Source organism: Streptomyces sp. NPDC050997 (assembly GCF_040660135.1).
In the GTDB taxonomy this organism is placed as follows: Bacteria; Actinomycetota; Actinomycetes; order Streptomycetales; family Streptomycetaceae; genus Streptomyces.
The window spans coordinates 136,499-162,578 of record NZ_JBFAGK010000011.1; the positions used below are offsets into that span (position 1 = coordinate 136,499).

The following is a 26,080-nucleotide window of genomic DNA, read 5'->3' on the forward strand; positions in this document are numbered from 1 at the left end:
TCGTCGCCGGAGGTGACCGAGCGATGACAGCCTGTGCGATTGAGCCCACCGCGGCGGACGAGGACGGCTGGACCCCGCTGGCAGGGTGCGCGATCACGGTCGACGGCTGCTACGCCGCCCGGCTCGCGCGGGACGGCGACTCCCTGTTCCCGGAGCGCTGGACCCTGGACGGCCCCGAGCCCTACGCGGTGCCGCTGCCCGGCAACCAGCCGGAGGAGCCCGGCACCGAGGTCCAGCCGATGGGTGACGGGCGGGTGCTCATCCGGCGGCTGGTGGCCGGACGGCACGCCTTCTCGCTGCTCTACCCGACCGGGCCGGACACCGGTGAACTGCCGCTGGGCGCGGTCGAGTGCACCGACGAGGGCACCCGGCTGCGGCTGCTGCCGCCCGCGCCGGGCGGCCGGAAGGCGTACGCCCTCGCCGTGGGCCGGCACTCGAGCGCGGTGTGGCTGGTGGCGGGGGGCGGCTTCGGGCCGAGGCACCTCGCGGAGATCCCCGGGCGGTGCTCGGGCGGGGTGTGGCTGGACGGGACGGCACGGATGCTGGCGCTGGACCGGGAGGCCGGCGGGCGGACCAAGACGGTCGTGGTGGACCTGGAGCGCGCCGGCGAGGTCTCGCCGCTGCTGCAGATCGCGGCGGACAGCGACGACCGGCTGCTGCTCGCCGACCCGGACAGCGGGCTGCTGCTGATCCGCTCGGACGCGCCCTCGCCGGGGCGGGAACGGTTGGGCTGGGGTGTGCTGGGCAGCATGCTGCCGGTGCGCTTCCCGGCCTGTCTGCGGGCGGACGGCTGCACGGTCACGCCGTTCGCGATCCAGCCGGGGCAGGTCCTGATGCCGGAGGGCTGCGCGGTGGCGCTGCGGATCGACGGCCCGCTCGGCAGCTGGGTCGGCGTGTGGCGGCCCGCGACCCGGCGGGTCCTCCATCTCCCGGCGCCCGAGGGGTGGTTGGCGGGTGCCGGGCACTGGACCGAGGACGGGGTGCTCCACCTGCCGTACGCCACGGCCCAGGCGCCGTGCGGCGTGGCTCGGGTGGCGGCGCCCTCGGGGGAGACGGCGGCGGCGACGGGGGACGGGGGTCCGGGGGGTCCGGGCCCGGTCGAAGGCGACGGCGACGGTACGGCCGTACGCGCGATGTCGGGGAGTGTGCCCCCGGGGTCGGGCGAGCCGTCGGAACCGGATCCTCCGGCCCCGGTCGCGACGCGTCCGGTGCCGTTGCAGCAGGCGCCGTTGGGGTCGTTCCGGCGGATCAGGCCGGAGGAAGGCCACGGTGCCTGATCAGTACGGGTGAGCGGGGGGGGCTGGGTGCGCGCGGTCACATGGCGCATGGCGCATGAGGGAGTCGATGCGGGGCATCGGAAAGTGAGGACACCGCGGCAGATGTGGGCGCCGGGCCCACGTCTCCGGCACGGTCCGCCGGGCAGTCCCGTCGGCTTGTAACGAACTCGTGCCGGTTGGCGTGGCCGCCTGGATTCGGCCCGTGGGATGCCGGTTAAACTCGCCCGGCTGTAAGAAAGATCATGTTGACGGGGAGAGTTACTTCCGATGAACGACGCCAACACGACCCAGCGGACGCCCGACGTCCAGGAGCCCTCCGGCCACGGCCGGCACAGGGGTCCGGTCGCGGCCCACGACGGCGAGGCGGCCCCCCAGGGCCGTCACCGCAAGCCGGTCGAACAGACCGAGTGGGCGGCCTGAACGACACACTGCCCCGCCCCTTCACGTAGGGGGCGGGGCCGTGGTGTGTCGTCTCCCCTGATGCCCTACTCCCGCTTGAGGCCGAGCACTTCGGCCGCCGCGAACGTCTCCCCGTCCGGCCGTCCCGCGTAGTGCGGGGTGAGCAGCGCGTCCAACTCGTCGTACGTGAACGTGTCCTGCTTGCTGTCGAACTTCGCGGCCACTCGCGGCCGTTCGACGACCGCCACCATGCCTCCGTGGACGACGAGCAGCTGGCCGTTGACCCGCGCGGCGGCGGGTGAGGCCAAGTAGCCGACGAGCGGGGCGACATGCTCGGGAGCGAGCGGGTCGAGACCGTCCGCGGGGCGTTCGAGGCCGGCGAAGACGTCCTCGGTCATGCGGGTGCGGGCCCGGGGGCAGATCGCGTTGGCCCGCACGCCGTACTTGGCGAGCGCGAGGGCCGTGGAGGTGGTGAGCCCGACGATTCCGCCCTTCGCCGCCGCGTAGTTGGGCTGCCCGGCCGACCCCGCGAGGAACGCCTCCGAGGAGGTGTTCACGATCCGCCCGTACACCGGCCCGTCCGCCGCCTTGGAGCGGGCGCGCCAGTGCGCGGCGGCGAAGTGGGTGGTGTTGAAGTGGCCCTTGAGGTGGACCCGGATCACCGCGTCCCACTCGTCCTCGGTCATGGAGAAGACCATGCGGTCCCGCAGGATGCCCGCGTTGTTGACCAGGATGTCCAGCTTCCCGAACTCGGCGATCGTCAACTCCACGAGTCGCGCCGCCTGTTGGAAGTCGGCGACGTCCCCGGTGTGGGCGAGAGCCGTGCCGCCCGCGGCCCGGATCTCGTCGGCGACCTGTTCGGCGGGCGCGGCGGAGGCCTCGCCCGAGCCGTCCCGGCCGGGCTGCCCGTAGTCGTTGACGACGACGGCCGCGCCGAGCCGGGCCAGCTCCAGCGCCTCGGCCCGGCCGAGCCCGCGGCCTGCACCGGTGACGATCGCGGCGAGCCCTTCGAGTGGCAGCGACATCCCGCGCCCTCAGATCTCGATGCAGGTACGCAGGGACGCTCCCGTGCGCATCTGGTCGAGCGCCTCGTTGATCTCGGCCAACGGCACCCGGTGCGTGATCAGGCCGTCCAGGTCGACCCGGCCGGCCCGCCACAGGTCGATGGTCCGCTCGTAGGAACGCAGGACGTCCCCGCCGCCGTACAGGGACGGCAGGATCCGCTTCTCGTCGAAGAACAGCTCGAACATGTTGAGCTGGAGGAAGTCGTCCATGGCGCCCGCTCCGACGACGACGAGCGTGCCGCCGCGCCGGGTGTAGTCGTACGCCGTCCGGGCGGTGGCCGCCTTGCCGACGACCTCGAAGACGTAGTCGAACCCCTCGCCGGCGGTGACCTGTTGCTTGGCGTCGGGCAGCTCGTCCGGCGAAACGGCCCGTGTGGCACCGAACTTGAGGGCGGCCTCGCGGCGGGAGAGGACCGGGTCGACGGCGACTATCTCGGCGGCGCCCTTGAGTCGCGCCCCCTGGATGGCGGAGATGCCGACCCCGCCGCAGCCGATCACGGCGACCGACGAACCGGCCTCCACGTCGGCGGTGTTGAGGGCGGCGCCCAGCCCGGTCGTCACCCCGCAGCCGATGAGGGCGGCGATGTCGAAGGGCACGTCGTCGGGGATCGGCACCGCGCAGGCGGCGTCGACGACGACCTCCTCGGTGAACGTGCCGGTGCCCGCGAAACCGAAGACGTCCCCGCCGGGGCGCTTGAAGTTGGGGGTGCCCGCGTTCATGAACCCGGCGAGACAGAGTTCGGTCTGGCCGCGCTTGCAGGCGGGGCAGGCGCCGCAGGCGGGCAGCCAGCACACGACCACCCGGTCGCCGGGCTTCAAGTGAGCGACTCCCTCGCCGACTTCGAGGATCTCGCCCGCGCCCTCGTGGCCGGGCACGAACGGCGCCGGCTGCGGCAGGACACCGTTCATCGCGGACAGGTCCGAGTGGCACAGCCCCGTGGCCCGCACCCGGATCCGTGCCTTGCCCGGGCCGAAACCCACCGCCTCGACGTCGTCGAGGACCTCCAGCTTGTCCTGGCCGATCTCGTGCAGTACGGCTGCGCGCATGGTGCGGCTCCCCTCAACGGTGGGCAGACGAACGGGCGTTCTCAGTACGTTCTCAGTACGTGCTCGGTGCGGCTCAATGCGGCTCAGTGCGTGCTCAGTGCGTGCTCAGTGCGTTCTCAGGAGTGTTCGACGACCGTGTCGGCGAGGGCGGGCGCGTCGTCCCGCTCGGCGACGGTCACGGCCACCCGGACCGCCGCCGGGGAGTCCTGCCGCCACATGCGGACGCGCAGGGTCTCCCCCGGGTACACGACCCCGGCGAACCGGGTGGCGTACGCACGCACCCGGGACACGTCCCCGCCGAGCAGGGTGTCGACGACCGCCTTGAGCGTGATGCCGTAGGTGCACAGCCCGTGCAGGATGGGCTGCTCGAAACCGGCGAGCTTGGCGAACTCGGGGTCGGCGTGCAGCGGGTTCCAGTCGCCGGAGAGACGGTAGAGGAGCGCCTGGTCCGCGCGGAGCGGCCGCTCGACGGTCCGGTCGGGCTCCCCGGTGGGTGGTTCGCGGCGCACGGACGGGCCGCGGTCGCCACCCCAGCCGCCTTCTCCCCGTACGAAGATCTGGGCGTCGTTGGTCCACAGCGGGCCGTCGGCGTCGGCGACCTCGGTGCGCATCACGAGGACGGCGGCCCTGCCCTTGTCGTACACGGCGGCGATCCGGGAGGTGGCGGTGGCGGTGCCCTGCGCCGGGATCGGGCGGTGGACTGCGAGCGCCTGGCCGGCGTGCAGGACCTTGGCGAGATCCACGTCCACGCCCGGCATGGACAGGCCGCTGATCACGCCCGGCGAGCCGGCGCCGGCGACGGTGGCGAAGCTCGGCAGCACGTGCAGCCGGGACTCCAGGGTGTAGCGCAGCTCGTCGGTGTCGGTGGCGGGGCTGTCCTTGTCGGGGTTCGCGCCCGCTCCGACACCGAGGTGGTAGAGCTGGACGTCCTTGGTCGTCCAGGAGAGCTCACCCGAGCGGGGCTCGGCGGCCAGGGCCTTGGCTGCGTCGATGGGCATGAGGCTCCTGATCACAGGGTCACGGGATCGCGGGTCACGGATCGCGGGTCACGGGCACGGGTCACGGATCACGGGTCGCAGGTCACGGCGGTCGCTGACAGGAGAGACCTCGGTACGGCCGTCCGCACCGTCGGCCGCACCGAGGCGTCATCGGCCGATCTAGAACGCGTTCCAGTCCGGCGCCCTCTGTATAGCCGAGCGCTCCGCACTTGTGAAGGCTCCTGACGAGTCGTCAGCTCAGGGTGTCGCGGCAGTCGGCCGGCATGCCGTGACATTTGTCCTGCCGGAGTCCGTACATGCGCCTCTGCCGCGCTGGACCTTCGACTCATACGCTGAGCTTTCGTACCGGCCCGACGCCGGGAGGGTCTGATCGGGGGGCGGAACATGTCGTGGTTGCGTAAGTGCTCCTGGCGCCGGCACGCCGCGTGTAAGGCCGGGAAGGCCGGGAAGGCCTCGGAGAACCCGGGCCCGCCCCCGACCGGCTTCACTCTGCTGCCGTGGCTGCTGCTGGGCATGGGCGCGTTCTCCAACCTCTTCCAGGGCGAGACCCCGAACCCGTGGATCGGCGGGCTGGGGCTGCTCATCTTCAACTCGCTCTACATCCACGTGGTGTTCCGCGCGTTCGTGAGGGAGGCGCGGGAGTCGACCTCGACGCGGGTGGCGCTGGTGCTGCTGGGCCTGGTGACCTGCGGGCTGGCCCTCGGGTACGGCGGCAACTGGCTGCTGTTCTTCCCGCTGTTCGGGCTCGCTACGGGTGCGGTCGTGCGGATGCCGCATCTGCGGTGGGCCGGTGCCGGGGTGGCACTGCTGTCCGGCGTCGCCTCCGTCACCCGCGACGGCTGGGGCGGGCTCGACATCGCGTACGCCACCTGGATCTCGACGATGGTGACGGCGGCGATCCTGTCCCTGTCCGACGCGGTACGGGAACTGCGGGCGGCCCGTGAGGAGTTGGCGCGGCGGGCGGTGGAGCAGGAGCGGCTGCGGTTCTCCCGGGATCTGCACGATCTGCTCGGTCACACGATGTCGGTGATCGTGGTGAAGGCGGAGGCGGCCCGGCGGCTGGCCGCCCGTGACCTCACGGCGGCGCTGGACCAGATCACCGACATCGAGTCCGTCGGCCGCCAGGCCCTGACCGAGATCCGCGAGGCGGTGACCGGCTACCGCGACGGCAGCCTGATCACCGAGCTGGACCGGGCCCGCTCGGCGCTGTCCGCGGCCGGCGTCGAACTGGTGTTGAGCCAGTTGGGCCCGCCGCTGCCGCCACAGACGGAGGTCCTGTTGGGGTGGGTGGTGCGGGAGGCCGTCACCAACGTCGTCCGGCACAGCGGGGCGGACCGGTGCGAGATCACGGTGGCGGGTGCGGCGGAGCGCGTACGGCTGACGGTGACGGACGACGGCACCGGGGCGGATGCTTCGGCATCCACAGCGGCCTGGGATTCGGATCCGGGTGCGGCTGCCGGTCCGGCTTCGGGGGGCGCGTGGGTCGGCGCCGGGTTCCGGGAAGGTCTCGGCGGCACAGGGCTCAAGGGGCTGACGGAACGCCTGGCCGCGGCCGGCGGGTCACTGACGGCCGGGCCGGGGACACGGGGCGGGTTCGCGGTGACGGCGGAGCTGCCGGTGGAGCCGACGGAGTCGGTCGAGGCGGCGGAGCCACTGGGAGCGCCGACAACGGTGGGGGCCTCGGAGTCGGTGGGACATCGGAGTTGACGGGTGCCGCGCGGGGTACGGATCCGTCGGCCCCGCTGAGAACGCCGATGTACCGCCGAGGCCGCGGATCCGCTGCCGAGGCCGCCGATGTACCGCTCCGGCTCCCGTACCGCTCTACGCTTGGGCTGTGAACGAGATGCCCCGGGAGCGTCGGCCCGCCAAGTCCATCAGGGTTCTGCTCGCCGAAGACCAGGGGATGATGCGCGGGGCGCTCGCGCTGTTGCTCGGGATGGAGGCGGACATCGAGGTCGTCGCCCAGGTCGCGGCCGGGGACGCGATCGTGGACGCGGCCCTGCTCCACCGCCCGGACGTCGCGCTCCTCGACATCGAACTGCCCGGAAAGAGCGGCCTGGACGCGGCCGCCGAACTGCGCGACCAGGCGCCGGACTGCCGGGTCCTGATCCTGACCACCTTCGGCCGGCCCGGCTATCTGCGGCGGGCCATGGAGGCGGGAGCCGCCGGTTTCCTCGTCAAGGACGGTCCCGTGGAGGAACTGGCCGTCGCCATCCGCCGTGTGCTGACCGGCGAGACCGTGATCGACCCGGCGCTCGCGGCGGCGGCCCTCAGCGCCGGGCCCAACCCGCTCACCACCCGCGAGTGCGACGCCCTCAAGGCATCGACGGACGGCGCGACCGTCGCCGACATCGCCGTCCGCCTCCACCTCTCGGAGTCCACGGTCCGCAACTACCTCTCCGCCGCCATCGGCAAGACGGGCACCCGCAACCGTATGGAGGCGATGCGGGAGGCCCGCCGCCAGGGATGGCTGTAGAGCGGACCACCAGAGCCCTTCCCCGGCGACGCGGACCGCCCGGACGTCGCCTCAGTTCGCCGAAGTCCTCCGCGGCAGCGCCACCAGCATCAGCGCCACCCCGCCGAGCAGCACCCCCGTCCCGACCCGGAACACCAGCGCGTATCCGTCCGTCAGGGCCCGCGGGGTGTCGTCGCCCGCGGTTCGGGCCGCGGCGATCGTCGACATGACCGCGAGGCCCAGGGAACCGCCCATCGTGCGGGAGGTGTTGACCAGCCCGGACACCAGGCCCGCCTCCCCCGGTGCCGCCCCGGACGTGGCCAGCGCGGCCAGCGGGGTCGTCGCGAGGCCCGCGCCGAGCATCATCAGGATCCCGGGGACCATGATCGCGGTGACGTAGGCGCCGTCCACCCTCAGCGTCGACTGCCAGCCGAACCCGACCACCGCCACCGCCGTCCCCAGGACCGCGACGGTACGCGGGCCGAGTGTCCGCATGAACCGCGGTGCGAGCTTCGAGCCGAGGACCACCGCGAGCGAGCTCGGCACCAGCGCGAGTCCGGCGTCCAGCGGGGAGTAGCCGAGCACGTTCTGGGCGTACAGCGTCATGAAGAACCACATGCAGAACATCGCGGAGCCGCTGAGGAACATCGCCGCGTTCGCCGACCACACCGCCCGCGCCCTGAGCAGTCCGAGCGGCATCAGCGGGGCCGTCGTACGGGACTCGACGACGAGGAAGAGGGCGATCAGCGCGAGACCGGCCGACAGCGGCACGAGGGTGGCCGCCGCCGTCCACCCGGCGGCCTCGGTCTGTGAGATGCCGTACGCCAGCGTCGCGAGGCCCCCGGTCGCCAGCAGCGCGCCCGGCAGGTCGAGGCGGCGCCCGTCGCCCGCGCGGCTCTCGGGCAGCCGGATCACCGACCCGAGCAGCACCACCGCACCGATCGGCACGTTGATCAGCAGCACCCAGCGCCAGGACAGGACCTCCACCAGCGCCCCGCCGACGAGCGCGCCGACCGCGCCACCGCCCGCACCAACGGCCGTCCAGGTGGCGATCGCCCGGGCGCGGGCGGCGCCCTCCGGGACGGCGGAGGTGACGATCGTCAGGGTGGCGGGCGCCAGGACCGCCGCGCCAAGACCCTGCACGGCCCGCGCCACCAGCAACTGCCGGCCCTCCTGGGCGAGTCCGCCGCCGAGCGAGGCCAGCGTGAACAGGCCGAGGCCCACCAGGAACATCCGCTTGCGGCCGAAGAGGTCCCCGGCCCGCCCGCCCAGCAGCATGAACCCCGCGAAGGCGATCGCGTACGCGTTGACGACCCATTGCAGGCCCTGCTCGCTCAGCCCCAGGTCGGCGCGCATGGACGGCAGCGCCACATTGACGACGGACACATCGAGCACGACCAAGAACTGTCCGACACAGGCGAGCGCCACCACCAGCCAGGGGGGAGGCGTGACGTGGCGGCGGGTACGGGCGATGTCCTCGGCTCCCAGCATGGATGTCATGCTCTCAATCGCCTTACGCCCCTTGCATCAGGTTTCAGCGCCGCCACCGATGACTGACGCAGGGTCACTTTCCCATGAGAAGGTCAAGAATTCGTTAGTACGCCGAAGCATCGGAATAGTTGCCCGGGCACACGGGGTTCAACCTGCACGTATCCCGTACGGCTCAGCCGGCCCACCCTCTCCCCTGGCCTGGAGGCCTCACTCCATGACGCACACGTCGACCGACCAGCCCGCACGCAGGGCCAGCGGGGCCGTAGTCCCGGTGCTCGCGTTCGCGGGCATCGTGGTCGCGGTGATGCAGACCCTGCTCGTCCCGGTCATCAAGGACCTGCCGCAGTTGCTGGGCACCGAACCCAGCAACGCCACCTGGGTCCTGACCTCCACCCTGCTGTCCGGCGCAGTCGCCACGCCGATCATGGGCCGCCTCGGCGACCTGTACGGCAAGCGGCGCCTGATGATCTTCAGCCTCGCGGTGATGGTGGTCGGCGCCCTGGTCAGCGCCCTCACCGACGATCTGCTCACCATGATCGCCGGCCGCGCCCTCCAGGGCTTCGCGATGGGCGCGATCCCGCTCGGCATCGGTCTGATGCGCGACATGCTGCCCCGCGAGAAGCTCGGCTCGGCGATGGCCCTGATGAGCTCCTCGATCGGCGTCGGCGGTGGCCTCGCGCTGCCCGCCGCGGCCCTGGTCGCCCAGCACGCCGACTGGCACGCCCTCTTCTACGGCGCCGCCGGCCTCGGTGTCTTCGCCATCGTCCTCACCCTGCTCGTCGTTCCCGAGTCCCCGGCGCGCGCCGAGGGCACCTTCGACTTCCTCGGCGCGATCGGCCTGTCCGCCGGTCTCGTGCTCTTCCTGCTGCCGATCACCAAGGGCAGCGACTGGGGCTGGACCTCCGGCACCACGCTCGGCCTGTTCGGCGCCGCGGCGGTCGTGCTCGTGCTGTGGGGCGTGATGGAGCTGCGCCTCAAGGCCCCCCTCGTGGACCTGCGCACCACGGCCCGCCCCGCCGTGCTCTTCACCAACCTGGCCTCGATCATGGTCGGCGTCTCGTTCTACGTCGTCTCGCTGGTCCTGCCCCAGCTGCTCCAGCTGCCGAAGGCCACCGGCTACGGCCTCGGCCAGTCGATGGTCACCGCGGGCCTGCTGGTGGCGCCGCTCGGCCTGACCATGATGCTCACGGCGCCCGTCTACGCCCGTCTGTCGGCGAAGTACGGCCCCAAGTTCACCCTCATCCTCGGCATGCTGATCATCGCCATCGGCTACGGCGCCGGCCTCGGCCTGATGACCGCCCCCTGGCAGAGCCTCGTCATCGCGGTGATCCTGGGCGCGGGCATCGGCCTCGCCTACTCCTCGCTGCCCGCGCTGATCATCGGCGCGGTCCCGGCCTCGGAGACGGGCGCGGCCAACGGCCTCAACACCCTGATGCGGTCCATCGGTACGTCGGTGTCCAGCGCCGTGATCGGGATGGTCCTCGCCAACACCGCGAACGACGTGAACGGCGTGGCGGTCCCGACCATGCACGGCTTCCGGGTCTCCTTCCTGATCGCGACCGCCGCGGTCGCCCTCGGCCTGGTCCTCGCCCTCTTCCTGCCCCGCACCCGCCCGGCCACCAAGCCGCAGCTGCGGGCCAGCAGCGAGGAGGAGGCCAACCTGGAGCGTGCCGAGGAGGCGCTGCGCGGCTTCCGCGGGCGGATCCTGGACGCCGCCGGAACCCCGGTTCCCCGCGCCAAGGTCACCCTGATCGACCTCCGCGGCCGGCAGGCGGGCGCGACCCTCTCCGCCGAGGACGGCAGCTACGCCCTCACCGTCCCGGCCCAGGGCGCCTACGTCCTGGCCGCCCGCGCCACCGGCCACGGCCCGCTCGCCTCGTCCGCCACCCACGCGGGCGACCACCGCGCGGTCGACCTGGACCTGTCGCTGCCGGGCGAGACGGTCTCCGTCTGACGTCCGACGTCCACGGCTCACGTCCACGGCCTCCGCACCCCCTGTCGCACGCGCGGCGGGGGGTGCGGCAGCATGGGCGCCGCACACCCACCCACCGGTTCGCCGATACGACCGAAAGGACCCCCATGCCCGCGGTCCCCAAGCCCGAGATCCTGGCCGCCTTCGAGGCCGCGAAGGGCTTCATGCCGGTGCACGAGGGGCTCGCCCTGTACGCGGCGGCCGTCGAGGCCGGGCGGCTCGGGCTGCCGTTGCTGGAGGTCGGCACGTACTGCGGGCGGTCCGCGATCCTGCTGGCCGACGCGGCGCGCGGGGCCGGGGTCGTGGCGCTCACCGTGGACCACCACCGCGGCAGCGAGGAGCAGCAGCCGGGCTGGGAGTACCACGACCCGGAGACGGTCGACCCCGAGCTCGGTCTGATGGACACTCTGCCCACCTTCCGCCGCACCCTGCACCGGGCCGGCCTGGAGGAGCACGTGGTCGCCCTCGTCGGCCGCTCGCCCCAGGTGGCGAAGGTGTGGGGCACTCCGCTCGGCCTGGTCTTCGTCGACGGCGGTCACACCGACGAGCACGCGGGCGCCGACTACGAGGGCTGGGCTCCCCATGTCGCCGAGGGCGGACTGCTCGTCATCCACGACGTGTTCCCGGACCCGGTCGACGAGTTCACCGGCCAGGCCCCCTACCGCGTCTACCTCCGGGCGCTGGAGTCCGGCGCCTTCACGGAGGTCTCGGCGACCGACTCGCTCCGGGTGCTGCGGCGAACGGGGACGGGCCGCCCCTGATCCGCACGCCGCGCACGCCGCCACGGCCCGGTGCGCCGACTCCGTAGGGGTGTCCACGGAGCTCGTGGTCGGCCCGTAAGGTGGCTGTCGTGTCGTATGTAGGCCCGGACTTCGATCCTCCCCAGCCCCGCCGTTCCCGGCGTCGTCCCCTGACTGTGGCGGTCGCCGCGCTGGTGCCGGGAGCACTGCTCGGCTGGCTGGTGTACGAGACGGTCGGCGGCACGGGCGGGGGCTCGAAGGAGACGGCCGGGGCGCCCGCGTCGTCGAGCGCGCCCGTCTCCCCGACGGTCTCCGAGCCGAGGACGGCCGGGGACGACAACGACAAGCAGCCCAGCCCGACGCCGCACACGACGACGTCCGCGCCCGCCGCGTCCGGCCCGCTCAGGGGCAAGGTGATCGTCATCGACCCGGGGCACAACCTGGGCAACTTCAAGAACGCGGCCGCGATCAACCGCAAGGTGGACATCGGGACCAACTCGAAGGAGTGCGACACCACGGGGACGGCCACCAACTCCGGTTACGAGGAAGCCCGGTTCACGCTGGACGTCGCCCACCGGATGCGCACGGTCCTCCAACGGCAGGGCGCCACGGTGAAGCTGACCCAGGACGGCGACCGGCCCTACGGCCCGTGCGTGGACGAGCGTGCCCGGATCGGCAACGAGGCGCACGCGGACGCCGTGGTGTCGATCCACGCGGACGGCTCGGCGGTCGGCAACCGCGGCTTCCACGTCATCCTGCCGGGCAGTGTGCACGCGGGCGCCGCCGACACCCGTGCGATCGTCGCCCCTTCGCGTGAGCTCGGCGAGCGCGTCGCGGGCACTTTCGTGCGCGTCACGGGCAGCGCGCCCTCCAACTACATCGGCGGCCGCACCGGACTTGTCACCCGCACGGACCTGGGCGGTCTCAATCTGTCAACGGTTCCCAAGGTGTTCATCGAGTGCGGCAACATGCGCGATAGCAAGGACGCGGCATTGCTGACCAGTGATGCCTGGCGACAGAAAGCGGCGCAGGGGATCTCTGAGGGAATCGTGAGTTTCCTGCGCGGGTAGGGATCAGCGCGCTGATCCGGGCGGACACCCCCTCAGGGCGGACGATAGTGTCGTCCCAACGATGAGGGGCTCACCCCCCGCGCTTCACACCAGGGCCTGAAGGCGACATGGTGACAGCGACGCCTCCACCGACGACGAGACGACTGAACCGAAGGACCTTGAAGTGAATATCCGCTCCCTCACTCGAGGCGACGGCGTGGTGATCGGAGCAGCGGTGTTGCTGTTCATCGCGTCGTTTCTCGACACGTACTCCAGCGACAGCGGCGGCGGCGACATCCCCAGCGCCTGGGACAACCTCGGCCTGGTGATGAGCCTGTACATCGGCGGCATCATCGGGGCGGCCCTGATCGTCGCCGCACGCGCGCTGCCGCAGCCCCTCAAAGTCGTCGGACTCGACCTGGGGCAGGTGGGCGTCGCACTGACGATTTTCGCCGCGTGGACCTCGTTCTGGACGATCATCGACCCGCTGGGCGCGTTCAGTGACAGTTTCAACGGAGCGGACATCGGTGCGGGCGCCGGCCTCATCCTCGGGCTGATCGGCGCCCTGGTGCTGGCCGCCGGTGCGATCGCCACCCCCCTGGTCCCCGCCCTCAAGGGCGCCCTCATCCCCGCCCCCAAGCCGGCCGCCCCGCAGCCCTACGGAGCCCAGCCCGCCGGCGGTTACGGCTACCCCGGTGCCCAGCAGGCCCCGTTCGGCGGTCAGCCGCAGCCGGGGCAGCCCTACGGCGCCCAGCCCCAGCCGCAGCAGGCGCAGCCTCCGGCCCCGGCGCCGGACTTCTCGCCGTTCTGGTTCGCCGTGCCGGTGGCGCGTCCGCTGTTCGCGGAGGACGGTTCGCCGACGCCGATCGCCGAACTCGCCCCGGGTACCTGGTACCTCGCCGTCGAGCAGCGCGGTCCGGCGCTGGTCGCGCAGACGCAGGACGGCCGTCGTGGCGTGCTGCAGGACACCACGGGGATCCAGCGCGGCTGAGTCCCGAGGTCCGCGTACGAACGGCCTCCCGCCCTTCCGGGTGGGGGGCCGTTGTCGTACAGTCGCTGCCCGGACCGGTAACTGACACATCGTCAGACACCTGGAGGGCGTATGCGGCTCGGGCTGGCACTCGGTTACTGGGGCCGTGGCCCCGGCGCGGACCATGTGGCGCTGGCCCAGGAGGCGGAGCGGCTCGGCTACGACTCCGTGTGGACCGCCGAGTCCTGGGGCTCGGACGCGTTCACCCCGCTCACCTGGATCGCCGCGCGGACCTCGACGATCAGGCTGGGTACGGCGGTTGCCCAGATGGCGGCCCGGTCCCCGACCACCACGGCGATGCACGCCCTCACCCTGGACCATCTCTCCGGCGGCCGGATGACGCTCGGGCTCGGTCTGTCCGGTCCGCAGGTGGTCGAGGGCTGGTACGGGCGGCCGTTCCCGAAGTCGCCGCTGACCGCGACCCGGGAGTACGTCGACGTCGTACGGCAGGTGCTGCGGCGTGAGGCGCCGGTGGAACTGGACGGACGCTTTCATCCCCTCCCCTACCGCGGCCCGGACGCCACCGGACTCGGCAAGCCCCTGAAGTCCATCACCCACCCGCTGCGCCCCCGTCTCCCCGTGCTGCTGGGCGCCGAGGGACCGCGGAACGTGGCCCAGACGATCCGGATCGCGGACGGCTGGCTGCCGCTGTACTGGTCGCCGAACCGGCCCGAGGCGTACGGGGACGCGGTGGGCGACCTGCCGGAAGGCTTCCGGGTCGCTCCCATGGCCCAGGTGCGGGTCTGCGAGGACGTCGCCGAAGGGCTGCTGCCCGTCAAGGCGATGCTCGGCTTCTACATCGGCGGGATGGGCCACGCGGCCCGTAACTTCCACGCCGACCTCATGGCCCGCATGGGGTACGAACAGGAGGCCCGGCGGATCCAGGAGTTGTTCCTGTCCGGCCGTCGGGAGGAGGCCGTGCTGGCCGTGCCGGACGCGTTCGCCGACGAGATCTCCCTGGTCGGGCCGCGTGAACGCATCGCCGAACGACTGGAGTCGTGGCGCAAGGGGCCGGTGACGGACCTGCTGGCCGTGGCACCGGACCGGACCACGCTGCGGGTGCTGGCGGAGCTGAACGGGTAGTCCCGGACGGGGTGTTCGGTGGCCCTCAGTGGAAGACGGACACCGGGTCCAGGGTCAGTTCCCCGGTCGCTCCGTTCCAGACGCGTACCCGGCCGAGGCAGGTGGCCGGGAACTCGCCCTCCGCGTAGTCCTCGACGCGGAACTCCTCGCGGACCCAGTTCTCCCGGCAGGTGATCCGCACCCGCGCGGCCGGCGTGCCCGGGCCGTAGCGGGCCCGCAGCACGATGCCGCCGCCGTCCGCGCGGTCGGCCGTGAACAGGCCGGTGACCAGCACGAAGTCCGACCGTACGGCGGTCAGTGGCGCCCCTGTCCGGTCCGGCGCGGCACGCAGCGTCCTGGCGAGGGTCCCGTTGGCGTCGAGGCGCCCGGCGGCGAGGTCGGCGTCCACCACCCAGTCCCTGGCCCGCAGTTTCTCCATGATCAGGCTCAGCGCCTTCATCGGGGTGTTCTGCTCCAGGTACTCGACCACGCGTTCCTTGGTCTCGTCGTGCTGTGCCTTTCCGCCGCCGGCGCCGAACCGGGCGAACACCCCCAGCCCACGGACGGTGGCGACCTTGGCGGCGACCGCCATCTCGTCGGTGTGGGGGATGCCGTGCATGTCGGCGATGTCCTTCACCCAGGTCTCGTTGACGTAGATGCACATGCCGGAGATCACCGGCCGGTCCGCCCGGCGCCCCCTGCGCGGCAGTCCCCAGCGCGCCACGGCGTACTGGAGCAGCACGCCCAGGCACACCACCGTCCCGAGCCAGACGGCCATCCAGGGCCACCACAGGCTCCACCACTGACTGTCAATGACACCCACGGATCTCCTTGAACGCGTCGGAGAGCGAGGACCTGTCGGCGTCGACCACGCGGCCGCCGGTCGCGTCGGCGGCCTTGCGCAGTGCGGCCGGGTCTGCCTCGCCGAAGTGGACGGGGAAGGTGGGCACTTCGCGTGCCGCGGCGCCGAGCCTGCCGTACCGGCGCAGGAACTCCTCGTAGCCGATGCCCGCGTTGTTCTCGCCGTCCGTCATCAGCACGATGGAGACGGGCCGCCCTGGCTCGTCGCGCACGGCGTCGGCGGCGATGCGGTAGCCGTGGTCGAGGGCCGACCAGAGGGCGGTGGAGTCGCCGATGCCGCCGTCGGCCACGGTCGCGTCGAGCGTACGGAGGTCCTTGTCGCCGCGGACGGTCACCGTGCGCTCCTCCAGCACCCGTCCGCCGAACCGCACCACCGTCAGCCGCTCCCCCCGGTAGAAGCGGGCGAACTTGCCGGTGGAGGTCGGGTCGGCGCCGCTGAGCCCGGCGAACGCGGCCCGTAGTGCGGCGATCCGCTCCCCGCGCATCGAGCCGGAGAAGTCCAGTACGAACACCACCTGGTCGGTGGTGTGCCGGGCCGGGTCCCCGTAGTCGGCGACCAGGCGTCGCACGGTGGACAGCCGGTCGGGGAAGGACAGCGCGTTGCCGATCGCCGCCCGCAGCTGTGGCGCGGGGGGCACGTCCTGGTTCACCGGGCGCCGCCAGGTGCGCTGGGTCAGTTCGCGTTGTGTGTCGGCCCCGAGCAGCCAGTCCACCACCTTCCCGTACGCGGACCGTTGCCGGGTGTCGAGCAGGAGCAGCGGGAAGTCGGACAGCACCATGCCGTCCTCGGGGTACACGAGCTCCAGGGGTTCCGGCAGCTTCTTCGTGGCGTTCAGGGACAGCAGTTCGGACTCGTGGGCGATCAGCGCGTCGGCCCGGTCCTGATGGCGTACGAAGGTGTCGACCAGGTCGCGGGAACTGGCGCCGGTGAGGGTCTGGCCGGAGCGGAAACCGCGTAACCGGTCGCAGGAGACGTCCTGTTCGCGCAGCGCGCTGCCGGTGCCGGCGGCCGCGGTGGCGACGCCGACCAGGGCCGCACGGCCGGTGTCGCTGGTGCGCGGGTCGGCCATCCCGAACCGTACGGTGCCGTCGGCGGCCGCGTCGGCGAGGTCCGCCCACGAGAGGTGTCCGCCGGGAGTCCGGGCGCGTAGGGTGCGCGCGGTCCCGGGGGTGAGGCCGACGACCACGGGTGAGCGCATGATCGCGGTCGACTCGGGCCGGCCCGCCTGGTCGCCGGAGTCCCGCAGTCCCAGCAGGAACGAACGGTCGGACACGGGCCAGGCCAGGTCGTAGCCGTCGCTCCGGGCGTCCGAGAGGTCGGCCGTCGCCTTGTAGTCGATGTCGAGCCGGACCCCGGTGTCGTCGTCGAGCTGGTCCAACAGCGGTTCCAGGTCGGCGAGTTCGGGGCTGGCCAGGACCCGCAGGGTGATGTCGTGCCGGCCCTGTGTGCAGGAGGGGGCGAGGGAGGCGAGCAGGGTCAGCGCGAGGCCGGCGGTGAGGGCGCGGGCGCGGCGCCCCCGGTGGCTCACGGGGTGTCCCGGACGGGCGGCGGGCAGTCACCCACATAGGTGATGATCTTCTCCAGGACGTCCAGGTCGGGTTCGTAGACCTTGGTCTGGTCGCGGTTCGGCTGCGGGACCTGTATGCCGTGGCCGTCCAGGTAGGCGTTGAGCTGCTCGCTGGTGCCGTCCTCGCCGGAGAAACGGACACGGAAGCCCAACTCGACGGCACGTCGGCGTAGTTCGGGGTCGGTCTCGATCAGGGTGACCAGCCTGTCGCCCTTGCCGCCGAGCGAGATGAGCTGCGGCTCGGTGAGCGCGTACGGGGTGGGATAGAGCAGTACCCGGTTGGTGTCCTGGCGGTGGTGTCCGCGCTCGTAGTCGATCTGGTGGGCCAGGTACTGGTGTTCGTAGATCAGGGAGATCGGCGCGATGCTCTCGCCGATCTCGGAGAGATAGCTCTCGGCCTGATCGTCGGCCCACATGCCCTGGGCGCCGATGAGGGGTTTGATCTGGCCGGCCAGGTCCAGGGCCTTTTGGGCGGCCTTCTTCTCGTCGGGCTCGCCCGCGCCCGGGGCGCTGTCCTCGTTCTTCACGAAGGCGAGCATGCTCAGGTAGGTGCCTGCCGCGTTGGACTCGCAGACGTTGGAGGTGCGTACGAGGACGCGTCCGCTGTTGCTGTGTGCTCCGCCCTTGTCGAAACCGATGCCGTTCCAGGTGTCGGCCCGTTCGGGTGTGCCGTCCCGGTCCTGGTCGGCGGTGTCGCGCTCGCCGTCGCGGCCGTCGCGGCCGTCGAGCAGGCCCATGAACTCGTTCATGTCGAGGTCGTAGTAGAGCGTTCGGCCGCCGCCCTGGACCGGTTGCGGGGTGGCCACGCCCGCTCGCACCAGTGTCTCGGCGTAGTCCCGGAACGTGCCGAGGACCAGCGGTGTGACGAAGGGCCGTACCGAACGTACGGAGCGGTCCTGCCGGTCGAGGATCAGCTTTGCCGCGGGCTGGCCGGACGGGAAGACGACGTCCATGCCCCGCAGGGACTGCGTGGCGATGCCCCGGGAGCCGAGCCGGTGGATGTCGACCCGTATGCCGTGCTCCAGCAACAGCCGCCGCACCTCGGGGTCCCTGAAGTAGTCCGACTTGGAGGCCATGCGGGCCTCGATGGTCACGATGGTCTCGAAGGGGCGCAGCGCGTTGCCGGAGAGGAGGAGCGAGATCAGCCCGGTGAGGGCCAGCGGGAGTGCGAGGACCACATGACGCGGTAATCGCCGGCGTTCCCGGTGCCGGGTGGCCAGTCGGGGCTCCGCGAGGGGACGCGGGGTCTCCGGGGCGGACGGGGCGTGCGGTCTGTCTGTGTCGGACACCGGCTCTCCTGCCTCTCCCGGAAGCAGGAGCATGAGCCATCATCTCGAACGCGGGGCGCCGTCAGGAAGTACCGCGACAGAACGGATGAGAACGCCCGGCCGCCGCGAACACTCCAGGTTTCAAACAGGGATTCGGGGCCATCCGGAAGACATGTCCTCTCGATATCGCAGCGGTTCCAACTCTGCGGGGACGGTCATCGCGGTGGTCGCGGACGTCATGGCCGTCATCCTCGGACTGTGGATCCTCATGTATCTGTTGGACGCGAACCGGGCCAACGACCTGGTGCAGTTCGTCCACGACGTGGCAGCCTGGCTCGCCGGCTGGTCGCGTGACCTGTTCACCTTCGACGAAGCCTGGGCACGGGTCGTGGCAGGCTACGGACTGGCCGCCGTGGTCTACCTGTTCATCGGCCACGCCATCGCCAACCGGATGCACCGGCACTGAGCGTCCCACCCTCACAGGCCCCCGGCAAACAACCGACCCACCAGCTGGTCGCGTGACCCGGGGGTCTGGGGGGCACCCCCAGAAAACACAGCACCGTCGACGAGGCCTGGGCACGGGTCGTGGCAGGCTACGGACTGGCCGCCGTGGTCTACCTGTTCATCGGCCACGCCATCGCCAACCGGATGCACCGGCACTGAGCTTGTGGGAGCCCCTGGTCGTACCGGTTGCACCGGCACTGCTCCTGCCTTGAGACCCCGGTCGTGCCGGGGGCTCAGGCGCAGCAGTCCGGGTCGAGGCCTCTTGGTAGTTGGTGGCCGCTGAAGACCGTGCAGGTCGCCTCGTCGCCGCCGAGGGCGGCGACGGCGAGGAGCAGGGAGCCGGCTGTCCAGGTGGTCAGTTCCCTCGGCCAGACGGCCTTGTCCTCGAAGACGTAGCCGGTCCAGTACAGGCCTGACTCGGCGTCACGCAGGTGCTGGATCGACTGAAGGATCTCCAGCGCCCGGTCGGACTCGCCCAACGCCCACAGGGCGAGGGCGAGTTCGGCCGACTCACCGCCCGTCACCCACGGGTTGGGATCGACGCAGCGCACCCCGAGGTCCGGGACCACGAAACGGTCCCAGCCCTCCTCCACACGGGACTTGGCCTCGGCGTCGGTCAGCGCGCCGCCCAGCACCGGGTAGTACCAGTCCATCGAGTAGCGGTCCTTGTCGAGGAACCGCTCCGGGTGCCGGCGTATCGCGTGCCGGAGCGCCCCGAGGGCCAACTCCCAGTCGGGCTGCGGCTCTTCACGCTGTTCGGCGATCGCGAGGGCGCAGCGCAGCGCGTGGTGGATGGAGGAGGAGCCGGTCAGCAGCGCGTCCGTGACGTCCGTACCGTCGTCCTCGCGCTTCCAGCCGATCTGCCCGCCGGGCTGCTGGAGCCGCAGCACGAACTCGATCGCCGCGTAGACGGTCGGCCACATGCGGTCGAGGAACAGGTCGTCGCCGGTGGCCAGGTGGTGGTGCCAGACCCCGACGGCCACATAGGCGACGAAGTTCGTCTCCCGGCCCCGGTCGGTGACGTCGTCGAAGTCCCCGTCCGCGTAGGCCGCGTACCAGGAGCCGTCCTCGTTCTGGTGCCGCGCCAGCCAGGTGTACGCCCGCTCGGCGGCCTCGTGCTCACCGGCAGCGTCCAGCGCCATGGCCGCCTCGGTGTGGTCCCACGGGTCGAGGTGGTGCCCGCGGAACCACGGGATCGCCCCGTCCTCCCGCTGCACGGCGAGCACACCGGCGACGGTCGCGGCGGCCTGCTCGGCGGTGAGGACCCCGGGCAGGACGAGGTGTTCTGTCCGGGGGGTGGTCACTGGGCGGCCGCCTCGGTTTCGGTCTCGGTCCCGGCTGCGGTGTCCGACAGCCCGGGCAGGTGTGGCTTCGTCGCGTACGCCACGAAACTCTTGCCGATCAGCGGGTTCAGGGCCTGTTCGGCGACTCGGGTCGCGAGGGGCTTCTTCATGATGTCCCAGACCAGCAGCTTGTGGTACGCCCGCACCGGCAGCGCCTTGTCGTTGTCGACGCCGAACGCGCACTTCAGCCACCAGTACGGGGAGTGCAGGGCGTGCGCGTGGTGGGTGCCGTACGGCTTGAGGCCGGCCTCGCGGATCCTGGCGAGGAGTTGGTCCGCCTTGTAGATACGGATGTGGCCGCCCTCGACCTCGTGGTACGCGTCGGAGAGGGTCCAGCAGACCTTCTCGGGGCCGTAGCGCGGGACGGTGATCGCTATTCGGCCGCCGGGCCGGAGCACCCGCACCATCTCGGCGAGTACGCCCTTGTCGTCCGGGATGTGCTCCATCACCTCGGAGATGATGACGACGTCGAAGGACTCGTCCGGGAAGGGCAGTGCGAGGGCGTCGCCCTCCATGGCGGTCGCGGTGGCGCCCTCGGGGGCCTCCCCGGCTTCCTTCATCGCCGCGAACCACTTCGCGACCTCGCGGATCTCCTCACGGTTCTGGTCCAGCGCCACGACCTGGGCGCCGCGCCGGTAGCACTCGAACGCGTGCCGGCCGGCACCGCAGCCGAGGTCCAGGACCCGGTCGCCCGGGGCGAGCGGGAACCGGGAGAAGTCGACGGTCAGCACGTGGCCCTGCTTTCGCGATCGGATACAACGTCAACAACCTCTGCGACCGCGGGGCGGCCGGGAGGCGCGGGCTCGGAACGGTCGACGCCCTCTCCCGCGGCGGCGGCCATGGCCGCGCGGTACCGGGCCACCGTGCCCTCCGCGGCCTTCGCCCAGGTGAACCGCTCCAGCACCCGCTCGCGCCCCGCGCGGCCGAGCCGGGCGCGCAGTTCGGGGTCGCCCAGGAGTCGGCTCAGACCGGCGGCCAGCGCTCCCGCGTCGCCCGGCGGTACCGCCAGGCAGGTCTCCCCGTCGGCTCCGGCGACCTCGGGGATCGCGCCGCCGGTGGTGGCCAGCAGCGGGGTGCCTGTCGCCATGGCCTCCGCGGCCGGCAGCGAGAAGCCCTCGTACAGCGACGGCACGCACGCGACCTGGGCCGAACGCACCAGGTCGACCAGTTCGGCGTCCGAGATGCCCTTCACGAAGTCGACGGCGCCTTCGAGGCCGTAGCGCTCGACCGCCTGGGCGACCGGTCCCTCCGTGGGCCGCTTGCCGACGACGACGAGGTGGGCGTCGGGGCGCTCGGTGCGGACCTTGGCGAGTGCCTCGACGAGGAAGACCAGGCCCTTGAGGGGTACGTCCGCGCTGGATGTCGTCACGATCCGGCCCGGCACGACGGGTACCGAGGGGTCGGGCGAGAACAGGTCGGTGTCGGCGCCGATGTGGACGACGTGGATACGGTCCTGACGTACTCCCAGGTGGTCGACTATCTCCGCACGGGACGTGCCGGAGACCGTGAGCACCGAGGGCAGCCGGCGGGCGACCCGCTTCTGCATCCGGGTGAAGGCGTACCAGCGGCGCACCGAGCAGCGGCGCGTGAAGCCCTCGGCGGCGTCCAGCTCCAACTGCCGGTCGACGGTGATGGGGTGGTGGATGGTGGTGACGAGCGGGGCACCGATGTCGCCCAACAGCCCGTATCCCAGCGTCTGGTTGTCGTGCACGACGTCGAACTCACCGCGTCGGGAGCGCAGTTGGCGGCCGACGCGGAGGGAGAACGTCAGCGGTTCCGGAAACCCGCCGGTCCACATCGTCGCCACTTCCAGCGCGTCTATCCAGTCGCGGTACTCGGCGCGTTTGGGGGTGCGGAACGGGTCCGGCTGGCGGTAGAGGTCGAGGCTCGGCAGCTCGGTGAGGGAGAGTCGGTCGTCGTGGCCCTCGTCGAGGACGGGGTAGGGCTGGGAGCCGATGACCTCGACGCGGTGGCCCAGCCGGGCGAGTTCACGCGAGAGGTGTCGTACGTAGACGCCCTGGCCGCCGCAGAACGGGTTTCCCTTATAGGTGAGGAGCGCGATCTTGAGCGGTCGCCCGCCGTCGGCAGCGAGGTCATGCTGGGACCCCACCTGACTGGCCTCAGCGGTCACTCCGAGCCCCCTTCTGCCTGCCATGTCCCGCGAGACTACGACGGGACGCTAATCTAGAACAAGTTTCAGACTTGATCGTTAAGTCGGCTTTGAATCTACCGGCTGGTAGGGGTGCTGGGAGCAGTGGATCAGGTGATTCACGCCACGACCGGCCCGCCCTGTCATCCTGTGCGATCACCGACCCTCACCGACTGTCACGGAACGGGACCCATGCCTGCGGAAGCCAAGGCGAACAAGGCGCAGTCCTCGCCTCTCACCGAGCGGCAGGAGGCGCGCCGTCGCCGCATCCTGCACGCGAGCGCCCAACTGGCGAGCCGGGGCGGCTTCGACGCGGTGCAGATGCGCGAGGTCGCCGAGTCCTCCCAGGTGGCGCTCGGCACGCTGTACCGCTACTTCCCGTCCAAGGTGCATCTGCTGGTCGCCACGATGCAGGACCAGTTGGAGCACATGCACGGCACGCTGCGGAAGAAGCCGCCGACGGGCGAGACGGCGGCACAGCGGGTGGCGGAGACCCTGATGCGGGCCTTCCGCGCGCTGCAGCGCGAGCCGCATCTCGCCGACGCGATGGTCCGCGCCCTCACGTTCGCGGACCGCGGTGTCAGCTCCGAGGTCGACCAGGTCTCCCGTCAGACCACGGCGATCATCCTGGACGCGATGGGCCTGGAGAATCCCACCCCGGAGCAGCTCTCCGCCGTCCGCGTCATCGAGCACACCTGGCACTCGGCCCTGACCACCTGGCTGTCGGGGCGTGCCTCCATCGCGCAGGTGAGGATCGACATCGAGACGGTGTGCCGGCTGATCGATCTGACGTCCACCGACGACTGACAGCTGACTGACGGTTGAGTGCGCTCCCGGGGAGAGGGCCGGGTCAGATCACGCGGAAGAGGTCGGCGGCGGCGTGGACGTCGGAGAGGTCCTCGATGCAGCGGAGGTTGTCGCACAGGGCCTCCAGGACCGAGCCGGCTTCGGCGGCGCGCGGGGCGCCGATGGCCACGCCGAAGACCCGGAAGCCCAGCAGGTGCTTGGCGTCGTTCCAGCCGCGCATCCATTCCTCGGTGACGTCGCATTCGTCGTCGGTGAGCATCACGATGTCGCCGCGCCCGCGGGCGGCGTCGTCGAACTCCTCCGCCAGCAGTTCGCGAGCCACTGTCAGCGGCCTCTGGTAGCTGGTGCCGCCGCCGAGGAAGGTCTCCGCGAAGTCGAGGACCTGGGCGGTGCCGGCGGGCTGGTCGGCCGGGAAGCGGAAGACCTGGATCTTGTCTGCGGCGGCGAACAGGATGCCCACGAAGTCACGCCCCGCGTGGCGGGCCTGATCCAGCAGCGCCAGGGCGCACGCCTTGGCCCACGCCTCCCGGGTGACTCCGCCGGGCCCTGCCTCGTACATGGAGTGCGAGGTGTCCACACACGCGATGACGGCGCCCTGACCGGTGGTCTGCTCTCCCTGGCTGTCGTAGAGCATCAGCTCCCCGGCGGCGTAGCGCGCGGCGAACACAGCGCGCAGTTCGGGCAGGCCGAGATTGGCCAGCTCGGAGGGGATGACGCGGGAGAGATCGTTGCCCAGCGTGACGCCGACCAGTTCCCCGACGGTGTTCTCCACCTTGCGGGCGCGCTCACCGTCGGCCATCTGCCGGAAACGGCCGATCAGCTCGGCCCACTGTGCGAGACGGCCGGTGCGCAGCCGCTCCGCGAGCCGGGCGCGCTGGTCGAACGGCATCCGCTCCAGCTCGCCGGGACCAACGCCCCATGCCCGCATCAGCGCGGCCTCCCCCCTCGCGGCCTCGGCGGCCTTCGCCGCCGCGTTCCGCGCGGCGACACGGATGCCGGGGACCGCCGCCGTGAGGGCCTGCGCGGCGTCCTGGGCGGCCTGTCGCGCGGCGGTCCCGGCGGCCTCGGCGGCTTTGATCGCCTGGTGTACGGCGTCGGCGGCCGGAGTCGGCACGGTGCCGGGCTCGTCGGTTTCGTCGGTTTCGTCGCCCCTGGTGGCCTCGGCCGCGGCCTGCTGGAGCGCCTCGCTCACGGCGGTCGCCGCGTCCTCGGTGTCCTGGCGGGCCTCCTTCGCCTGCTCGGCCAGTTCCTGGGCATACCGGGAGCGCTCCAGCATCCGGCGCAGCGCGGCGGCATGGGCGAGCACGGCCATGGCGGCGGCGTAGGGGTCACCGGCCGTCTCCCGGCGCAGCTCGGCGAACTCTGGTGACTCCTCCAGTGAGGTGATGACCTGGTGGTTGACCAGCCGGGAGGGATCCATCTCCGCGCGCTCGCGCAACCGCGGGCGGATCTTGTAGGCGGCCAGGAACACGTCGGTCAGGAGGTCGGTGGTGTGGTCGTGGCGCTCGTTCAGTTCCTCGGCCAGGTCGCGCAGTCCGGCCGACTGCTCGTAGGTGTCGCGCCAGGTGATCCGGTCGAACCGGTCCGCGACCACGGCTGCGGTGTGCCGCTCGGGAGCCGCGGCGGACAGGCCCAGCCACTTCCCGGCCGGGCTCGCCAGCTCGTCGAGCCTGCTCGGTGTCCCGCCCATGGTCCCGGTCCCTTCCTGATCCCCTCCTGGTCCGCCGGTGTTCAGAGTTGAGCCTGCACCGTGCTCGCGTCCACGCCGAGGGCCTCGGTGAGGACGCGGGCGCGGACGGCGCGCTGGCGGCCGGTGACCCGGTCGATGGCGGCGGTGGAGCGGCCGGCGCCCGCCGCCTCCGCGCGCAGCTTCTCCAGGCGCTTGCCCGCCATGGCGAGCCTGTTGTGGGCCTTCTTGATGACCCACTCGCTCAGCGCCTCGCGGGACTGCCCGGCCATGGCGTCGAGTTGGGCCTCCAGCTCCTCGATGGTGTCGGCCAGGTCGAGCGCCTCCTTGGCGTCGGGGTTGACCAGGTGCAGCACCTCGCGCTCGACGGTCGGGCGCTGGGCGGGGGAGTCCCACAGCACATGGGTCAGCACCGACAGGTCGCTCTCGGCGACCGCCGGACGGCCGTCGAGGTACGCGGACGCCTGGAGCAGGCCCACCGCCTGCCGCCAGCGGCGGTCGGAGGCGACGAGTTCCTTGCGGCGCAGAGCGGCCCGCAGTGTGCACATCGCGTCCACGATCGCGTCGGGGACGTCCACGGCCGGCACGGCTTCGGTCACCGCGTGCTGTAACGCGGCCAGTTCGATGGTGGTCCGGGTCGGCGCCGCCGGGCGACTGACGGCGGAGCGGACCAGCGCGGCGAAGTTCGAGGGGTCCGCGAGGTACCCGACCTCTATGCGCACCAGCAGCCGGTCGTAGATCGCGGCCGAATCCTCACCGCCTGGCAGTTCGTTGCTCGCGGTGATGGCCCCGATCAGGGGGCAGTGGATCGGCTCGCCGCCGCTCTCGGGGTGGTAGATCCGCTCGTTGAGGTAGCCCAACGTCTCGTTCAGCGCCGCCGTGGAGCACTTGAAGATCTCGTCGATGAACGCGACATGCGCGGTCGTGGCACGGCCGTCGTAGACCTGGCGGTACTCGCCCCGGGCCAGCGCGGCGACGTCGATGGGACCGAACATCCTCGTCGGCGCGGTGAACTTCGACAGGAGGATCTCCCAGTACGACGCCCCCTCGACCCTGCCCGTGAGCTCCCGGGCCAGCTCGGACTTCGCCGTTCCGGGCGGGCCGAGCACCAACGAGTGCCGTCCGGCCAGCAGCGTCACCACCAGCGTCCGCACCACGTCGGCCCGCTCGTAGAAACGGTCCGACAGCTCGTCGCCGATCGCCCGCATCCTCCTGGCCGTGTCCTGCGCGTCCATGCTCAACTCCTTGCCCGTGGCGCCCTGTTGGGCTGACGAGACGACCCCCTTGCCCGAGCAAGATAGCGGTCGAC

General features: G+C 71.8%; 23 protein-coding genes. 11 read left to right on the forward strand and 12 right to left on the reverse strand.

Features of this window, described 5'->3' with window-relative positions; genetic code table 11:
• The first annotated feature begins 23 nt into the window (after nucleotides 1-23).
• Entirely contained in the window at nucleotides 24-1,277 is a 1,254-nt protein-coding gene (locus tag AB0H86_RS25025) for a hypothetical protein (RefSeq protein ID WP_362442814.1), read from the forward strand.
• A gap of 267 nt (nucleotides 1,278-1,544) precedes the next feature.
• A complete protein-coding gene (locus AB0H86_RS25030; RefSeq protein WP_362442817.1) occupies nucleotides 1,545-1,697 on the forward strand; it encodes a hypothetical protein in 153 nt (50 codons plus the stop codon).
• Nucleotides 1,698-1,762: 65 nt separating this feature from the next.
• Here AB0H86_RS25030 and AB0H86_RS25035 read toward each other — a convergent pair whose 3' ends face one another.
• The 3 genes from AB0H86_RS25035 to AB0H86_RS25045 form a co-directional block, all read right to left on the reverse strand.
• Complete coding sequence (locus AB0H86_RS25035) at nucleotides 1,763-2,701, reverse strand: 3-oxoacyl-ACP reductase (protein ID WP_362442820.1); 939 nt, start codon at nucleotides 2,699-2,701, stop codon at nucleotides 1,763-1,765.
• Between the two features lie 9 nt (nucleotides 2,702-2,710).
• Entirely contained in the window at nucleotides 2,711-3,787 is a 1,077-nt protein-coding gene (locus tag AB0H86_RS25040) for a Zn-dependent alcohol dehydrogenase (protein ID WP_362442822.1), read from the reverse strand.
• A 116-nt stretch (nucleotides 3,788-3,903) separates the two neighbouring features.
• Nucleotides 3,904-4,785 carry a MaoC/PaaZ C-terminal domain-containing protein gene (locus tag AB0H86_RS25045; RefSeq protein ID WP_362442825.1) on the reverse strand — a complete coding sequence of 294 codons (882 nt, stop codon included), beginning with the start codon at nucleotides 4,783-4,785 and terminating at the stop codon, nucleotides 3,904-3,906.
• A 384-nt stretch (nucleotides 4,786-5,169) separates the two neighbouring features.
• Here AB0H86_RS25045 and AB0H86_RS25050 point away from each other — a divergent pair, with 384 nt between their 5' ends.
• Nucleotides 5,170-6,492 (forward strand): histidine kinase, encoded by a 1,323-nt coding sequence (locus AB0H86_RS25050; RefSeq protein WP_362442828.1) that lies wholly within the window; start codon nucleotides 5,170-5,172, stop codon nucleotides 6,490-6,492.
• A gap of 136 nt (nucleotides 6,493-6,628) precedes the next feature.
• Complete coding sequence (locus AB0H86_RS25055) at nucleotides 6,629-7,261, forward strand: response regulator transcription factor (protein WP_362443216.1); 633 nt, start codon at nucleotides 6,629-6,631, stop codon at nucleotides 7,259-7,261.
• A gap of 51 nt (nucleotides 7,262-7,312) precedes the next feature.
• On the opposite strand, the gene AB0H86_RS25060 is transcribed toward AB0H86_RS25055, so the two are convergent.
• Nucleotides 7,313-8,740, reverse strand: coding sequence for an MFS transporter (locus AB0H86_RS25060; RefSeq protein WP_362442831.1), 1,428 nt, complete (start codon nucleotides 8,738-8,740; stop codon nucleotides 7,313-7,315).
• Between the two features lie 205 nt (nucleotides 8,741-8,945).
• Between AB0H86_RS25060 and AB0H86_RS25065 the strand changes: the two genes are divergently transcribed.
• From AB0H86_RS25065 to AB0H86_RS25085, 5 genes are all read left to right on the forward strand, one after another.
• On the forward strand, nucleotides 8,946-10,685 hold the full coding sequence (locus AB0H86_RS25065; RefSeq protein WP_362442834.1) for an MFS transporter: 1,740 nt from the start codon (nucleotides 8,946-8,948) through the stop codon (nucleotides 10,683-10,685).
• A 125-nt stretch (nucleotides 10,686-10,810) separates the two neighbouring features.
• On the forward strand, nucleotides 10,811-11,464 hold the full coding sequence (locus AB0H86_RS25070; RefSeq protein ID WP_362442837.1) for a class I SAM-dependent methyltransferase: 654 nt from the start codon (nucleotides 10,811-10,813) through the stop codon (nucleotides 11,462-11,464).
• An 89-nt stretch (nucleotides 11,465-11,553) separates the two neighbouring features.
• Complete coding sequence (locus AB0H86_RS25075; RefSeq protein ID WP_362442840.1) at nucleotides 11,554-12,513, forward strand: N-acetylmuramoyl-L-alanine amidase; 960 nt, start codon at nucleotides 11,554-11,556, stop codon at nucleotides 12,511-12,513.
• Between the two features lie 163 nt (nucleotides 12,514-12,676).
• A complete protein-coding gene (locus tag AB0H86_RS25080; RefSeq protein WP_362442843.1) occupies nucleotides 12,677-13,483 on the forward strand; it encodes a hypothetical protein in 807 nt (268 codons plus the stop codon).
• 111 nt (nucleotides 13,484-13,594) lie between these two features.
• Complete coding sequence (locus AB0H86_RS25085; protein ID WP_362442846.1) at nucleotides 13,595-14,605, forward strand: LLM class F420-dependent oxidoreductase; 1,011 nt, start codon at nucleotides 13,595-13,597, stop codon at nucleotides 14,603-14,605.
• 25 nt (nucleotides 14,606-14,630) lie between these two features.
• Here AB0H86_RS25085 and AB0H86_RS25090 read toward each other — a convergent pair whose 3' ends face one another.
• From AB0H86_RS25090 to AB0H86_RS25100, 3 genes are read right to left on the reverse strand one after another with little or no spacing between them, the layout of a single operon-like run.
• Complete coding sequence (locus AB0H86_RS25090; protein ID WP_362442849.1) at nucleotides 14,631-15,407, reverse strand: hypothetical protein; 777 nt, start codon at nucleotides 15,405-15,407, stop codon at nucleotides 14,631-14,633.
• Entirely contained in the window at nucleotides 15,394-16,974 is a 1,581-nt protein-coding gene (locus tag AB0H86_RS25095) for a VWA domain-containing protein (RefSeq protein WP_362442852.1), read from the reverse strand. The genes AB0H86_RS25090 and AB0H86_RS25095 overlap by 14 nt, the downstream gene beginning before the upstream one ends.
• On the reverse strand, nucleotides 16,971-18,302 hold the full coding sequence (locus AB0H86_RS25100; protein WP_362442855.1) for a hypothetical protein: 1,332 nt from the start codon (nucleotides 18,300-18,302) through the stop codon (nucleotides 16,971-16,973). The genes AB0H86_RS25095 and AB0H86_RS25100 overlap by 4 nt, the downstream gene beginning before the upstream one ends.
• Before the next feature lie 151 nt (nucleotides 18,303-18,453).
• On the opposite strand from AB0H86_RS25100, the gene AB0H86_RS25105 reads away from it, so the two are divergent.
• A complete protein-coding gene (locus AB0H86_RS25105; protein WP_362442858.1) occupies nucleotides 18,454-18,747 on the forward strand; it encodes a hypothetical protein in 294 nt (97 codons plus the stop codon).
• A 271-nt stretch (nucleotides 18,748-19,018) separates the two neighbouring features.
• Here AB0H86_RS25105 and AB0H86_RS25110 read toward each other — a convergent pair whose 3' ends face one another.
• Genes AB0H86_RS25110 through AB0H86_RS25120 form a run of 3 tightly spaced genes read right to left on the reverse strand, consistent with a single transcriptional unit; the run spans nucleotide 19,019 to nucleotide 22,259 of the window.
• The gene (locus tag AB0H86_RS25110; protein WP_362442861.1) at nucleotides 19,019-20,089 is read right to left on the reverse strand and encodes a prenyltransferase/squalene oxidase repeat-containing protein; all 1,071 of its coding nucleotides are present in this window, start codon (nucleotides 20,087-20,089) and stop codon (nucleotides 19,019-19,021) included.
• Entirely contained in the window at nucleotides 20,086-20,859 is a 774-nt protein-coding gene (locus tag AB0H86_RS25115) for a class I SAM-dependent methyltransferase (RefSeq protein WP_362442864.1), read from the reverse strand. The genes AB0H86_RS25110 and AB0H86_RS25115 overlap by 4 nt, the downstream gene beginning before the upstream one ends.
• Nucleotides 20,853-22,259 carry a glycosyltransferase family 4 protein gene (locus AB0H86_RS25120; protein WP_362443219.1) on the reverse strand — a complete coding sequence of 469 codons (1,407 nt, stop codon included), beginning with the start codon at nucleotides 22,257-22,259 and terminating at the stop codon, nucleotides 20,853-20,855. The genes AB0H86_RS25115 and AB0H86_RS25120 overlap by 7 nt, the downstream gene beginning before the upstream one ends.
• A gap of 210 nt (nucleotides 22,260-22,469) precedes the next feature.
• Here AB0H86_RS25120 and AB0H86_RS25125 point away from each other — a divergent pair, with 210 nt between their 5' ends.
• Nucleotides 22,470-23,084, forward strand: a complete 615-nt coding sequence (locus tag AB0H86_RS25125; protein ID WP_362442867.1) for a TetR family transcriptional regulator — start codon at nucleotides 22,470-22,472, stop codon at nucleotides 23,082-23,084.
• 43 nt (nucleotides 23,085-23,127) lie between these two features.
• Here AB0H86_RS25125 and AB0H86_RS25130 read toward each other — a convergent pair whose 3' ends face one another.
• Nucleotides 23,128-24,774 (reverse strand): VWA domain-containing protein, encoded by a 1,647-nt coding sequence (locus tag AB0H86_RS25130; RefSeq protein ID WP_362442870.1) that lies wholly within the window; start codon nucleotides 24,772-24,774, stop codon nucleotides 23,128-23,130.
• Between the two features lie 41 nt (nucleotides 24,775-24,815).
• Entirely contained in the window at nucleotides 24,816-26,006 is a 1,191-nt protein-coding gene (locus AB0H86_RS25135; RefSeq protein WP_362442873.1) for an AAA family ATPase, read from the reverse strand.
• Nucleotides 26,007-26,080: the final 74 nt, after the last annotated feature.